The organism is Streptomyces sp. MMCC 100 (genome assembly GCF_041538145.2).
Classification (GTDB): domain Bacteria; phylum Actinomycetota; class Actinomycetes; order Streptomycetales; family Streptomycetaceae; genus Streptomyces.
On the sequence record NZ_JBGORK020000001.1, the window covers coordinates 3,505,064 to 3,518,293 of the forward strand.

A 13,230-nucleotide genomic window follows, 5' to 3' on the forward strand; every position below is an offset into this window, starting at 1 on the left:
GCGCACCCCCGGACCACGGTCACTGACACCGCAGGCGGCACTCACCAGGAAAGGCTCATCTGATGCACATGACAGTTCGTCCCACCACCGAGGGACCGGAGCCCGGCCCGACCGTGGCCTCGATCCTGCGGCGCGGGCACGAGGAGTTCCGTGACCTCCCGGCCGTGGTGGAACCTACGGGTGAGGTCACGACGTACGGCGAACTCGGCGCCGCGGCACGGCGACTCGTCACCGGTCTGCGCAGACTCGGCGCGGCCAAGGGTGACCGGATCGTCCTGCTCACCAAGAACCGGTCGGAGTGTTTCACCCTGGACCACGCCCTCGCCATCGGCGGCTACGCGCGTGTGGCGCTGAGCTACCGACTGCATCCGCGCGAGATCGTCGACATCGTGCGGGACGCGGGTGCGCGGGTCGTCGTCTTCGACCGGGAGCGGAATGACGCCGCCGACGCCCTGGAGGCCGAAGGCGTGGACGTGGTGCTGGTCGGCCTGGACGAGGGCGTTCGCGCCGGTGCGGTCGACTTCGGAACCCTGTTGACCGGGCCCGAGGCCGCGCCGATCCAGGTCACGCCCGACGACGTGGCGTGGATTCCGTACACCTCGGGCACCAGCGGGCGGCCCAAGGGCGTCGTCCACACCCATCGAAGCCTGGCCTCCGTCGTGCGGAACATGCTGGTCGAACTGCCCGGGGCGAGCACCTCGGACGTGGTCGTACACGTGGCTCCGCTCACGCATCTGAGCGGATACGCCATGCTGGCCTACTTCTTCCGGGGGGCCCGCCACATCGCGCTCGGCCGCTTCGACGTCGACGACTACCTCACCGTGGTCGAGCGACACCGGGCCACCGTCCTGCCCCTGGTGCCGACGATGATCAACATGCTGGTCCCCGCTCTCGAGAAGGGCGACCACGACGCCTCGGGCGTGCACACCGTCATCTGCGGAGGCTCCCCGATCGCACCGGACCGGCTCGCCCGGGCCATCAACGTCCTCGGCCCGGTGTTCCTCCAGTCGTACGGCCTCACCGAGATGCCCTTCACGTCTTACCTGCCCAAACAGGATCATCTCTTCGATCCCCACGAACCCCTCCCCGAATGCCTCGGATCGGCGGGCCGGGTCAATCCGTATGCCGAAGTGAGGCTGGTGACCGCCGAGGGCAACCTTGCCGCGGAGGGGGAAGAGGGAGAGATCCAACTACGGGGCGACGCCCGGATGGCGGGCTACTGGAACCTGCCGGAGGAGACGGCCGCGGTGCTCCTCGACGGGGGCTGGGTCGCCACCGGTGACGTGGGCCGGATGACGGACGGCTTCCTGCATGTCGTCGACCGCAAGAAGGACATGATCGTCTCGGGCGGCTTCAACGTGTATCCCATCGAAGTCGAGAACGCCATCTACGCACTGCCGGACGTCGCCGAAGTGGTGGTCGTGGGCATTCCCGACGACCGGTGGGGCGAGAGCGTCCATGCCGTGATCGTCGTGCGCGAGGGGGGACGGATCACGGGGGACGACATCGAGCGGGTCTGCCTGGAGTCGATCGCGGCCTACAAACGGCCGCGCAGCATCGAGTTCGCCGACGAGCTGCCCAAGACCAGCACCGGCAAGGTGATGCGCCGCGTGGTCCAGGACCGGTTCTGGAGCGGCCGCGAGCGGAAGGTCAACGGATGATCACGCCCCCCGAGTCCTACGAGCGCATGGTCCGCGAGGCCGTGCGGGACGCGAACGTACCCACCTTGCTGATGGTGCTCGTGCAACTGACCGGCGACCTGCGCTGGCTCGAGGACCCGTACCGCCCCACCCGGGGCAAGGGCCTCAGCGAGAACGACAGCGGCGGGCTGCCGCCCGACGTGCAGGAGGAAATCCGCAAGGCGGCGGCGGAGGCGATCTGCGGCTGGCACGACGGCGTACCGGTCGCCCTTTCCGACCCGGACCCGCAGCTGCTGACGCGCATGCTGGCCGTGGCCATGGGCGAGGCGATTCCCGCCGAGTACGGACCGATGATCGCCGAAGACCTGGAGTCGGCACTCGGCGGCCGGACACCGACCGTCGATGTCCCCGCGCCGACGGGATTCTCCGCCGTCGTGGTCGGGGCGGGCATCTCCGGCCTGCTGGCCGCCCACCACCTGCGTGAGGCGGGTGTCGCGTGCACCGTCATGGAGCGTGGGGAGCGGGTGGGCGGTACCTGGTGGCACAACCGCTATCCCGGTTGCGGCGTGGACGTACCGAGCCATCTGTACTCCTTCGCCACGGTGAACGCCGACTGGCCCCACTACTACGCGAGCCGCGACGAGCTCCATGCCTACCTCGAGGATGTGGCCCGGCAGTGGGACGTGCTCGGGCAGGTGCGGTTCAGGAGCGAGGTGCGTTCGGCGCACTGGGACGAGGCGGACCAGCGGTGGTCGGTCACGGTCGCCGGCCCCGACGGGCGTACGGAAGTGCTGCGGGTCAACATCCTGATCAGCGCCGTCGGTGCGTTCGGCAAGCCGAAGTTCCCCGACCTCCCCGGGCAGGACAGGTTCGAGGGCGAGACCTGCCACACGGCCACCTGGCCGGAGGGGCTCGACCTGACCGGCAAGCGGGTCGGCGTCATCGGCAACGGGGCGAGCGCCATGCAGGTCGTTCCGGCGATCGCCGAGGAGACGGCCTTCCTGACGGTCTTTCAGCGATCGGCCCACTGGGTGGCACCGTTCGAGAAGTTCCGCACACCGGTGCCGGAGCCGGTCCGCTTCCTGCTGCGGGAGGTTCCGTTGTACCGCTCGTGGTACCGGCAGCGGCTGGCGTGGGTCCTCAACGACACGCTCTACGAGTCCTTTCGCAAGGACCCCTCCTGGGGGCACCAGGAGCGGGCCATCAATGCGATCAACGACGGCCACCGACGGTTCTTCACCCGCTACATCGAGTCCGAGCTCGAAGGACGCCCCGACCTGGTGGAGAAGGTCACCCCGACCTACCCGCCCTTCGGCAAGCGCATCCTGCTCGACAACGGGTGGTACCGGACGCTGCGCCGGGACGACGTCGACCTCGTCACGGACGGGATCGCCGAGGTGACCGGCGCGGGCGTCCGGCTCGCGTCGGGACGCGAGATCGACCTCGACGTCCTCGTCTACGCCACCGGCTTCGACGTGGTGAGGTTCCTGTCGTCCATCGAGCTGACCGGCCGTGACGGCCGGACGCTGGAGGACGCCTGGCACGGTGACGACGCGCGCGCTCACCTGGGCACGACCGTCCCGGGCTTCCCCAACATGTTCTGTCTCTACGGACCCAACACCCAGGCCGGACACGGCGGCAGTCTCGTGTTCTACCTGGAGTGCCAGATGCGGTACGTGCGGAGCCTGCTCGCGGAGATGTTCCGGACGGGCGCGACGTCGGCCGAGTGCCGGCCGGAGGTCTGCGACCGCTACAACGCAGAGGTCGACGCCGCACACGAACAGATGATCTGGACCGCGCCCGGTTTCTCCACCTACTACCGGAACTCGCACGGCCGGGTGGTGGTGGCCAACCCCTGGCGGGTCGTCGACTGGTGGGCGATGACCCGTGAGGCGGACCCGTCGCAGTACATGTTCGCCCTTCCCGAAGACGACAGTGAGGAGTTGGCATCATGAGCACCCAGTCCCCGGCGTCGGCAAGCTCGACCACGGAGGCCAGGAGGTTCACCGGTCGGTACGCCTTCGTCAATGCCGCCGCCGGCGCGGGCATCGGACAGGCGGTGGCCCGGGCCCTGTTGCGTGAGGGGGCGGACGTCGCCGTGACCGACGTGAGTGCCCGCCGGCTGGAGCGGCTCGAGGCCGACCTGACGGCGGCCTTCCCCGACAGCCGGATACTGGCGCGGGTGGCCGACGCGGGCGACGAACAAGCCGTGGCGGCCGTCTTCGACGACGTCCGCTCCGAGTTCGGGCGCCTGGACCTGCTGGTCAACAGCGTCGGTCTCAATCGGCTCAGTGCCTTCCCCGACACACCGCTGGACAGTTGGAACGCCGTACTCTCGGCCTCCCTCACCTCGCACTTCCTGCACGCCCGCGCCGCGTGGCCGCTGCTCGAGCGGTCCTCGGCGCCGGCGGTCGTCAACGTGTCCTCGCTCGCCGCCGAGGCACCGGTGCCCTTCGGTGAGGTCGCCTACGCGGCGGCCAAGGGCGGGGTGCTCGGCCTGACCCGTGCACTCGCCGCGGAGGGCGCGCGACACGGGATCCGTGCGAACGCGGTGATGCCGGGGCTGATCTGGAACGAACATCTCACCAACGGCGTCGCGGGGGAGTACGTCGAGGCGTACCGCGCGCGTCGACCGATGGGCCGCGACGGTGAGCCTGAGGAGGTCGCGGACGTGGTGCTCTTCCTCGGTTCCCCCGACAGCCGGCACATGACGGGACAGGTGCTCCGTGTCGCCTGCTAGCGACCACGCACCGGCCAACGTCACGACGAGAACGGAGACAACGACATGACGACCTTCGACAATGACGTGGCGGTGGTGACCGGAGCGGCCGGCGGCATCGGCCTGGCCGTCTGCCGGGCCCTGCTCGACGCCGGCGCCCGGGTCGCCCTGGCCGACGTCGATGCCGACGGCCTCGACCGCGCCGTCGAGGAACTGGGCGGCGAACGGGCGGCCGCGTTCGTCGTCGACCTGAGCGACGACGAACAGGCCACGGACCTGCCCCGGCGGGTGCGCGACCACTTCGGTGCACTGGACATCCTGGTCAACAACGCCGGTGTCCGTCAGGTGACCGACATCCTCGATCTCACCCCGGCGGAATGGCGCCGCACCCTCGACATCAACCTGGTGGCGCCGTTCGTGCTCGTCCACGCCGCGCTCCCCGGCATGGTCGCGCAAGGCCGGGGAAAGATCATCAACGTCGCCTCGCTGGCCGGTCTCACCGCCGTCCGGGGCCGGGCGGCCTACGGGGCGTCCAAAGCGGGCCTGGCCATGCTCACCCGCAGTGTCGCCGTCGAGTTCGGCGGCCGGGGCATCTGGTGCAACGCCGTCGCCCCCGGCGTCGTGGAGACGCCAATGGCCCGCGGCTTCTTCCAGGACGGGGCCCTGACCGAAACCCTGGTCCAGGTCACACCGATGGGGCGCTGGGGCCAACCCGAGGACATCGCGGCGCCCGTGGTCTTCCTGGCCGGCGGGGAGTCCGATTTCATCAACGGTGCGGTCGTGCCGGCCGACGGCGGGTGGACGGCCGGCTATCACAGTGTCGGGGCGGCGAGCGGATGAGGACGCCGCCGCCTATCCCTCGCGCGAGCCTGCGGCAGAGCTGCGGGCGGAAGCGAGCGGACCGGTGAACTCGGCCCGCAACCGGTGCTTGAGCACCTTGTGGCTCGCATTGCGCGGCAACTGCTCGACGAGGCGGACGTGCCGGGGCACTTTGAAGTTCGCCATGTTGTCGCGTGCCCAGGCGATGACCTGTTCCTCCGTCAAGCGGTCGCCTGGCCTCGGGACGACGAACGCGCACCCCACCTCGCCCAGGCGCGGGTCGGGGACGCCGACGACCGAGACCTGCTCCACGGACGTGCAGCGCTGCAGCAGTCTCTCGACTTCCGTGGGGTAGACGTTGAACCCACCGGATATGTACATGTCCTTGATGCGGTCGATGATCGACAGGTTGCCGTCCATGTCCAGGCAGCCCACGTCACCGGTGTGCAGCCAGCCGTCCTCGTCGATCAGCGCCCTCGTGGCGTCCGGATCCTCCCAGTAGCCGCGCGTCATCGTGTAACCGCGCATCACCACCTCGCCGGGCCGTCCGGGCGGCAGCTCCCGGCCCGCGGGGTCGACGATCCGGACCGCTACGCCGGGTATCGCGCGGCCGGTGGTGCGGGACACCGTGCCCACTCCGTCGCCGATCCGGGTGGTGGTCACCAGTGCCGACGCCTCGGTGAGACCGTAGGCACACATGACCACCTCCAGGGAGAGCTCGTCGCGCATGGCGTGGATGAGGGACTCGGGGACGGTGGTGGCCCCCGTCATGGCGAAGCGCAGGGACGAGAGGTCGTGGTGGGAGCGTTCAGGGCAGTCGATGAGGTCCTGGAAGAGAGTCGGAGGACCGGACAGGACGGTGACCTTCTCCTCGCCGACGAGTTCCAGGGTCCGACCGGGCTCGAAGAGCGGCAGGGGGACGACCGCGACGCCGTGCAGCAGGGAGGTGAGCCAGCCGGCCTTGGAACCGAAGCAGTGGAAGAACGGCGGGACGATCAGCGAGACGTCGGAGCGCTCGTAACCGTAGGCGTGCCCCAGCCAGCCGTACAGCCGCAGGGACTGACCGTGGGTCAGCATCACGCCCTTGGGGTGGCCGGTCGTGCCGGAGGTGAACATGATGTCGCACACGCGGTCCGGGGTCAGCCGGTCGATCGCGGCGTGTGCCTCCGACTCGGTGACGGCACGACCGGCGTCGAGGAAGTCGCTCCATGTGCGATCCGCCGAACCGCGCGGACCGGTCAGCGAGATCGTGGAGTGCAGCGCGGGCACGTCCGGCGCGGCCCGGCGCAGTTCCGCGACGTAGTCGGTGCCGAGGAAGTCCGCCGCGAAGAGGGCCTTGGCCGCCGACGCCCGCAGGACGTAGGCGAGTTCGGCCGGCTTGAACCGGGTGTTGAGCGGTACCACGATGCCCCCGGCGCCCTGCACGCCGAGCGCGGCGACGATCCACTCGGCCGAGTTCGGCGCGCAGAGGCCCACCCGGTCGCCGGGCCCTATGCCCAGGGCGAGCGCGGCGCGTACCGCGCGGGTCATGCGCTCCGCGAGTTCCCGGAAGCTCCATCGGTGGGTGCCGTCGATGACGGCCGCCGCGTCGCCGAAACGGTCGGCGGCGCGACGGATGGCGTTCGGGATGCTCGCGTACTCCTGGTCGTGTCGCACTTCGGCTCCGTTCGGCAGTGGAAGGAGGGAAGAACCGGTGACCCGGCACGCGGGAAGGCATCACCTGCCCCTTCCCGCGTGCCGGGTAGGAGATCACGGAACGCGTGCTGTGACGAGACCTCGGGGCGGGGCTCTTCACCGGCCGAGTGCCGCACGCACCTTCGGCAGCACGTCGGTGGCCAGCAGCCGCAGGGACCGGTCGACGTGGACGTCCTCCTCGTCCCGGTAAGGGGAGAGCAACCAGTGTTCGACGTTCCGGTGGCGAGCGATCTGGATCATCTTGTCCGCGACGGTGTCGGGGGAGCCGATGAGCAGATGGTCGCGCTCGAAGAGCAGATCGAAGGGCTGCTGCTCGCGGACGCCCGGATCGTCGGGGTCCTCGCCCTGGTCGAGCCAGACCTGGCGGCCGCGCACCCTGTCGATGAAGGCGACGTTCTCGTCGATCTGGGCTTCGGTCAGCTCCCGGGCCTCGGAGTCGGTCGGGGCGACCAGACAGCCCCGCAGGATCGCGGACGAGCGGGCGAGAGCCGGGTTCGGCTGCTCCGCGCGGTCCAGCTCCTCCTGGTAGGCGGCGTTGCGACCGTCGAGCACCCGCCCGGTGGGGAACCAGGTGATCACGTTCAGGCCTTGGCGCGCCGCGTCGACGAAGCCACCGACGGTGTCGGTGACGCTGAACAGAGGCGGGCCGCCGGGCTGGGCGGGCCGGGGCACGATGCTGAGACCGGTGACGCGGCCGTCGTCATCGGTGTACATCTCGCCTGCCCCGGGCCACTTGGTCTCGGGATGCGGGATCCGGAACCGCTCGCTGGTCCAGGAGAACGGATCCCGCGACCACGCCGCCCGCAGCATGTCGAGGCGTTCGGCGAAGATCTCCTTGCTGCGCTCGTCGTCGGCCCGGTCGGCCTCCGCGTTGAGATTGATGATCTCGGCCTGCAGGATGCCGCGGCTCAGCGCGACGTCGAGGCGGCCGTCGGTCATGTGGTCGAGCATCGCGAGATCCTCGGCCAGCCGAAGCGGGTGCCACAGAGGCAGGATGATCGCGGCTATGCCGATGCGGATCCGCGAGGTCCGGCCGGCCAGGTCCGCCATGAGCATCGCGGGGTTGGGCGACTGGTCGATCCCGGCGTGGTCGAAGTGGTGCTCACCGAGCCAGAAACCGTCGATGCCCAGCTCGTCCGCGAGCTTGATCCGGCGCCGGGCCTGGTTCAGCACGTCCCGCCAGGGCCGGACGTTTCCTTTGTTGGAGAACGAGTGCAGGATGTCGACTCTCACGAAGCTTCTCCCTCGTGGCGAACGCGTCCGTGCCGGTCGCCGCGCTTGCGGTGGTTGGGTTGTCGCCGCGGGCCCGGGACCCGCCTACGACCTGGCCGCGACCGCTTCGATCACGACGCGGCAGTCGCCGGGGACCCCGGCCCGCAGCGTGACGCGCTCGGGGTACACGCCCGGCACGCATTCGGCCAGGTACGCCTCGATGAACTCGGCCCGGTACGCGTCGTCGCTCACCCAGCAGGTCGTCTTGAGCAGATCGGAGCGGGTGAGGCCGGCCCGGTGCAGAACCTCGTCGAGGGAGGCGAAGCAGTGGTGGATCTCGTCGCGGATCGTGACGGCCGAAGCGGCGCGCCGACCCGTCGCCGGGTCGAGGGCCGATACCACGGCAAGGGTGAAGTCCCCCACGGTGACGCCGGACACGCGACGCGGGTGCGTCTCGTTCTGGGACTCGGCGCTGATGAAGGTAGGCATGGCCCTCCTCGGTCGATGGCAGGGTCGGTCTCGTCGGCCTGCAGACTAGAGACCGGTCGGTCTGATAGTCAATGGGACGGAGAGTCGGTCGCATCGGGCTAGAAAGCGCTGCTGATGGGCCGTACTCGGGCTATTGCCCCGCATCTCGAAGGGGGTTTAGCATACCAACTCGTCGGTACGTACGGACAGGGGAGATGGCAATGCGCGAACCCTCCGACTCACGGTGGTTCCGTGAGGTGCTCGGGCAGTACCCGACCGGAGTCTGTGTGGTCACGGCGGTGCAGGCGGACGGCTCGCGTGCGGGCTTCGTGGTGGGGTCCTTCACCTCGGTGTCGCTCGATCCGCCACTCGTGGCGTTCTTCCCCGACAAGGGGTCGACGAGCTGGCCCAAGATCGAGAGCGCCGGACGTTTCTGTGTGAACATCCTCAGCGCCGACCAGGAGCACCTGTGCCGGCAGTTCGCCTCGAAGGCCGAGGACAAGTTCCAGGGCGTCGCCGTCCGCGCGGCCGGCTCCGGATCGCCCGTCATCGAGGGCGTCGTCGCGTGGATCGACTGCGACCTCGAGTCGGTCCAGGAGGCCGGCGACCACTACATCGTGCTCGGCCGGGTGCGGGAGCTCGACGTCGAGGACCCCCAGCTGCCGCTGCTGTTCTTCCAGGGCGGCTACGGCCGCTTCGCCCCGCTGTCGCTGGCCGCCCCCGGCCGCCGGGGAGCGCTGACCGAGCAACTGCGCAAGGTGGATCTGGTGCGCCCGGCCATGGAGAGTCTCGCCGCGGACCTCTCGGCGCGCTGCATCGCGACCGCGGTCGTCGACGACGAACTCGTCGTCCTGGCGAGTTCCGGCAGCCCCGACGCGGGCGCGCGGGCGACGCTGGTGGGCGTACGTCTTCCGTTCGCGCCGCCCAACGGCTCGGCGCTCGCCGCGTCGTACGACGAGGGGCGTGTCGAGGCGTGGCTGAAGACGCTGCCCGAGGACACCGATCGCGACGAGCACCGGCGGCGGCTCGACCGGGTCCGGGAGCGCGGTTACTCGGTGGGCCTGCTCAACGAGGCGCAGCGCGAGTTCGCCAGTGCCCTGGACCGCCTGGCGGCCGATCCACGTTCGATGAGGACCGAGGACCTGCGTTCCCTGGTCACGCGGCTCAACTACGATCCGGCCGATCTGTCACCCGACGCCAAGCGGAGCATCCGGGTGATCGCCGTACCCGTTCCCGGCAGCACCGGTGAGGCCGACCTCGCGTTCACGCTGTACGGCTTCTCGAAGCCCGACGCCAACGGCGGGATCGACGCCTACATCGACCGAGTCCGCGAGGCGGGCAGGCAGGCGGCAGCCTCTCTGCACGGGCGCGGGCACGGGCCGGTGGGCGCCTGAACCCGCGCCCGACCCTGCCGCCCCTGCCCCGCGGTCGCCGTACCTCCGCGTGCCGAGGGAAGCGCCCCGCACGCGTCCGAACCGAAGGAGAGATCCCGTTGAGCACTGCTGTCGCCAAGAGCCCGTTCGTCTACGCCTCGAGCCTCGCCATCGACGTGGCCACGATGAAGCTCGTGCCGGAGGCCGACACGATCGCCGATGAGACGCGTGTGGTGTTCGAGCGCATCGCGGCCCGGCTCGCCCAGAGCGGCTTGACGCTTCGCGACGTGGTCAAGACGACGTGCTACCTCAGCGACGCGTCGCACCTGGAGGAGTTCGTCGAGGCGTACGAGGCCGTGTTCGCCCCCGGTCCGTACCCGGTGAGTGGCACGCTCGTCCTCGGCATCGCCGGCAACTGCCGTGTCCAGGTGGAAGTCGTCGCCGCGAGCTGAGCGGGAGAGCCGCGGGTCGGCGGGTCCGGGGAGGAGTTGATGGCGATGGTTGTTCCGGCACGGCGGCCGCCCGGGCGTGCGGTGGTCGCGGTCGTGCTCGGCCGACGTGGGCGTATCGCCCTGTTGCGGCGCAGCGCGCTGGTGGGCTCGGAACGAGGGCGCTGGCACTGCGTCACCGGATTCATGGAGTCGGACTCGCCGCTGCTCGACGCGGTGCGTGAACTGTACGAGGAGACCGGGCTCGGCGTCGCGGATCTGGTCGGGCTCAGCGCCGGCCCCGTCCTGTCGCTGCCGGACCGCGCGGAGTTGGTGTGGACGGTCCACACCTTCTGGGCCGAGACGGAGTGCCATCGGCTGCGGCTCAACTGGGAGCACGACGCGTACCAGTGGGTGGCTCCGGGGTCGCTGGCGAGCGTGGACGGCCGGGTCGCCTGGCTCGGTGCCGTGCTGTCGTCGATGCGAGAGGTGCGGGAGGTGCCGGAGGTGCGGGAGGCGGACCGATCCTGAGATGCGGAGCACGTCATCGCGAGGCTTGCCACGGAACAGGGCACTCGCTAAGGTCCCAACAGACCAACCGGTCGGAATGAGTCGCAGGCCGGCTCGTCCCCCGGACGACGAGCTGAGGCAGGCATGCATACCGGGCTCACGCTGATCTCCCAGAACCTCGGACGCGCGCGGAAGGACGCGGACGTCCACCGGAACGGACTGCGGTACGCCGCGCGGGGGCCGGGACCGGGCCGCGTCGAGTTCGAGGGCTTCCGGGTCGACATGGCCGGCCCTCAAGGCCCACGACGTCGGCGGGGACCTCGGCGTCACCTGCGCCGGCAGCGCCCCGGGCGCCGCCGAATGATCCACGAAACGCCGGGGCACGGACCGAGCACGCCGTCCCCCCTGCCCGCAGAGAAAGGGACCACAAGAACATGTCCGACACCGTGAAGTCGCCGCAGCACCTGATCAACGGCGAATGGCAGACCGGTTCCGGCACGGACGGGATCGCCGTCCACGACCCGTCCCGGGGAGAGCAGGTCGCCGAGCTGATCGCGGCCACCCCGGACGAGGTCGACGCCGCGGTCGCCGCCGCGTCCGCGGCCTTCGGCGGCTGGAGCGAGATGTCGCTGCAGCGGCGCGTGCAGTACCTCTACCGGATGCGCCAGCAACTCGCCGACAACGCCGAGGACCTGGCCCGCACCATCACGCTGGACCAGGGCAAGACCCTCGACGAGGCCCGTGGGGAGGTGCTGCGGGCAGGCGAGTTCATCGAGACCGCGATCGCCGCGCCGATGCTGTACCACACGAAGGCCGGCAACATCGCCGGCGGCATCGACGCGCACCAGGTGCGCGAGCCGCTGGGTGTCTGCGTCGCGATCACCCCGTTCAACTTCCCGGTGATGAACCCCAGTCAGTTCTCCGCCTGGGCGCTGGTCACCGGCAACACGCTGGTCGTCAAGCCGTCCGAGCAGGACCCGCTGGCCTCGACCGCGGTGATCCGGCTGCTGCAGCAGGCGGGCCTGCCGGAGGGGGTACTCAACCTCGTTCACGGCCGGGCGGACGTCGCACAGCGTCTCATCGACCATCCGGAGGTCGTGGCGGTCTCCTGCATCACGTCCTCGCCGGTCGCGAAGGCCGTGTACGAGCGGGCCTCGGCGCTGGGCAAGCGCGTGCAGGCCAACGGCGGCGCCAAGAACCCCATCGTCGTCGCCGCGGACGCCGACCTCGACCTGGCGGCCGAGGGCATCGTCGCCTCCGCCTTCGGCATGGCCGGCCAGCGCTGCCTCGCCGGCACCCGCGTCGTCGCGGTCGACGAGGTCTACGACCAGCTCGTGGAGAAGGTCGCCGCCCTGAGCGACAAGCTGGTGATGGGCAGCGGGTTCGACACCGGCACCACCCTCGGCCCGGTGGTCAGCGGCGCTGCGCGGCAGCGGCTCGAAGACCTGGTCGAGCGCGCGCTCGTCGCCGGTGCGACAGCCGTACGCGACGGCCGCGGCGCTGCTCCCCAGGGCCCCTCGGCATCGGCCGACGGCTACTTCTTCGGCCCCACCGTTCTCACCGGCCTCAGTCACACCGACCAGGTCGAGCAGGAGGAGACCTTCGGCCCGGTCATCGCCGTGCACCGGACGGCATCCCTTCAGGACGCGATCGCGATCTCCAACGACACCCCCTTCGGAAACGCGGCGACGATCTACACCCGCTCCGGATCCACCGCGCGCGCGTTCACCAAGCACGTCCGTTCCGGCAACATCGGCGTCAACTCCTTCCCGGCCCCGCCGGCGAACTTCCCCATGGGCGGCCTCGGCGACTCCTTCTTCGGTGAGACCCACATCTGCGGTGACGCCCCGCTGCGTTTCTACACCGAGGCCAAGCTCGTCGTCTCCCGCTGGTGACAGCCCCGGCGGCCCACGCCCTTCGCACCGTCGACGGGCCACCCGGTGGCCCCGTTCCCCAGGAAGGTCTCATGAACCGGTTCATCAACGAGGCGGGCTCCGACCCGTCGAAGTACGGCCTGTCGTCGGGCGCCGTCGCCGGCAACATGGTCTTCGCGGCCGCGATGGCCCTGGACGGCCAGACCATGCGGCGTGACGCCGCCGCCGTCACCGTCGCCGACGAGACGCGCATCTGCCTGGAGCAGCTCGAGGGCGTCCTCAAGGAGGCCGGCTGCGGTCTCAAGGACATCGTCAAGATCAACTGCTATCTCACCCGTGACGAGGACCGCGCCGAGTTCTGGCAGACCTACGACCAGATCTTCGCGGCCATCGACACCCAGGCCGTCCGCATCACCCAGGTCGTGGGCATAGCCTGCGGCTGTCGCGTGGAGCTCGACGCCGTCGCCGTCGCGCCGTAGGGACCCGGTCGGC

Annotated in this window: 12 protein-coding genes; 9 read left to right on the forward strand and 3 right to left on the reverse strand. The window is 70.2% G+C overall.

Translation table 11 applies throughout. The annotated features are described in order from the left end of the window. Window positions 1-68: 68 nt before the first annotated feature. The 4 genes from ABS735_RS16295 to ABS735_RS16310 are packed head-to-tail and all read left to right on the forward strand — an operon-like array spanning window position 69 to window position 5,199. Window positions 69-1,661 (forward strand): class I adenylate-forming enzyme family protein, encoded by a 1,593-nt coding sequence (locus tag ABS735_RS16295; protein ID WP_476755834.1) that lies wholly within the window; start codon window positions 69-71, stop codon window positions 1,659-1,661. Beyond that, window positions 1,658-3,595: a flavin-containing monooxygenase gene (locus tag ABS735_RS16300; RefSeq protein ID WP_373905455.1), complete on the forward strand. Its 1,938-nt coding sequence runs from the start codon at window positions 1,658-1,660 to the stop codon at window positions 3,593-3,595. Before ABS735_RS16295 ends, ABS735_RS16300 begins: the two co-directional genes overlap by 4 nt. Beyond that, entirely contained in the window at window positions 3,592-4,380 is a 789-nt protein-coding gene (locus ABS735_RS16305) for an SDR family NAD(P)-dependent oxidoreductase (RefSeq protein ID WP_373905454.1), read from the forward strand. The genes ABS735_RS16300 and ABS735_RS16305 overlap by 4 nt, the downstream gene beginning before the upstream one ends. A gap of 45 nt (window positions 4,381-4,425) precedes the next feature. Further along, entirely contained in the window at window positions 4,426-5,199 is a 774-nt protein-coding gene (locus ABS735_RS16310; RefSeq protein WP_373905453.1) for an SDR family NAD(P)-dependent oxidoreductase, read from the forward strand. A 12-nt stretch (window positions 5,200-5,211) separates the two neighbouring features. Here ABS735_RS16310 and ABS735_RS16315 read toward each other — a convergent pair whose 3' ends face one another. The 3 genes from ABS735_RS16315 to ABS735_RS16325 form a co-directional block, all read right to left on the reverse strand. Further along, window positions 5,212-6,834, reverse strand: a complete 1,623-nt coding sequence (locus tag ABS735_RS16315; RefSeq protein ID WP_373905452.1) for an AMP-binding protein — start codon at window positions 6,832-6,834, stop codon at window positions 5,212-5,214. A 135-nt stretch (window positions 6,835-6,969) separates the two neighbouring features. Further along, window positions 6,970-8,106, reverse strand: coding sequence for an LLM class flavin-dependent oxidoreductase (locus ABS735_RS16320; RefSeq protein ID WP_373905451.1), 1,137 nt, complete (start codon window positions 8,104-8,106; stop codon window positions 6,970-6,972). An 84-nt stretch (window positions 8,107-8,190) separates the two neighbouring features. Next, window positions 8,191-8,574: a RidA family protein gene (locus ABS735_RS16325; protein WP_373905450.1), complete on the reverse strand. Its 384-nt coding sequence runs from the start codon at window positions 8,572-8,574 to the stop codon at window positions 8,191-8,193. Window positions 8,575-8,774: 200 nt separating this feature from the next. On the opposite strand from ABS735_RS16325, the gene ABS735_RS16330 reads away from it, so the two are divergent. From ABS735_RS16330 to ABS735_RS16350, 5 genes are all read left to right on the forward strand, one after another. After that, entirely contained in the window at window positions 8,775-9,947 is a 1,173-nt protein-coding gene (locus ABS735_RS16330) for a flavin reductase (protein WP_373905449.1), read from the forward strand. Between the two features lie 98 nt (window positions 9,948-10,045). Then, complete coding sequence (locus ABS735_RS16335; RefSeq protein WP_373905448.1) at window positions 10,046-10,378, forward strand: RidA family protein; 333 nt, start codon at window positions 10,046-10,048, stop codon at window positions 10,376-10,378. A gap of 39 nt (window positions 10,379-10,417) precedes the next feature. Beyond that, complete coding sequence (locus ABS735_RS16340) at window positions 10,418-10,885, forward strand: NUDIX domain-containing protein (RefSeq protein WP_373905447.1); 468 nt, start codon at window positions 10,418-10,420, stop codon at window positions 10,883-10,885. A 413-nt stretch (window positions 10,886-11,298) separates the two neighbouring features. Beyond that, on the forward strand, window positions 11,299-12,759 hold the full coding sequence (mmsA, locus tag ABS735_RS16345) for a CoA-acylating methylmalonate-semialdehyde dehydrogenase (RefSeq protein ID WP_373905446.1): 1,461 nt from the start codon (window positions 11,299-11,301) through the stop codon (window positions 12,757-12,759). 71 nt (window positions 12,760-12,830) lie between these two features. Beyond that, window positions 12,831-13,217 (forward strand): RidA family protein, encoded by a 387-nt coding sequence (locus ABS735_RS16350; protein ID WP_373905445.1) that lies wholly within the window; start codon window positions 12,831-12,833, stop codon window positions 13,215-13,217. The last annotated feature ends 13 nt before the right edge of the window (window positions 13,218-13,230 follow it).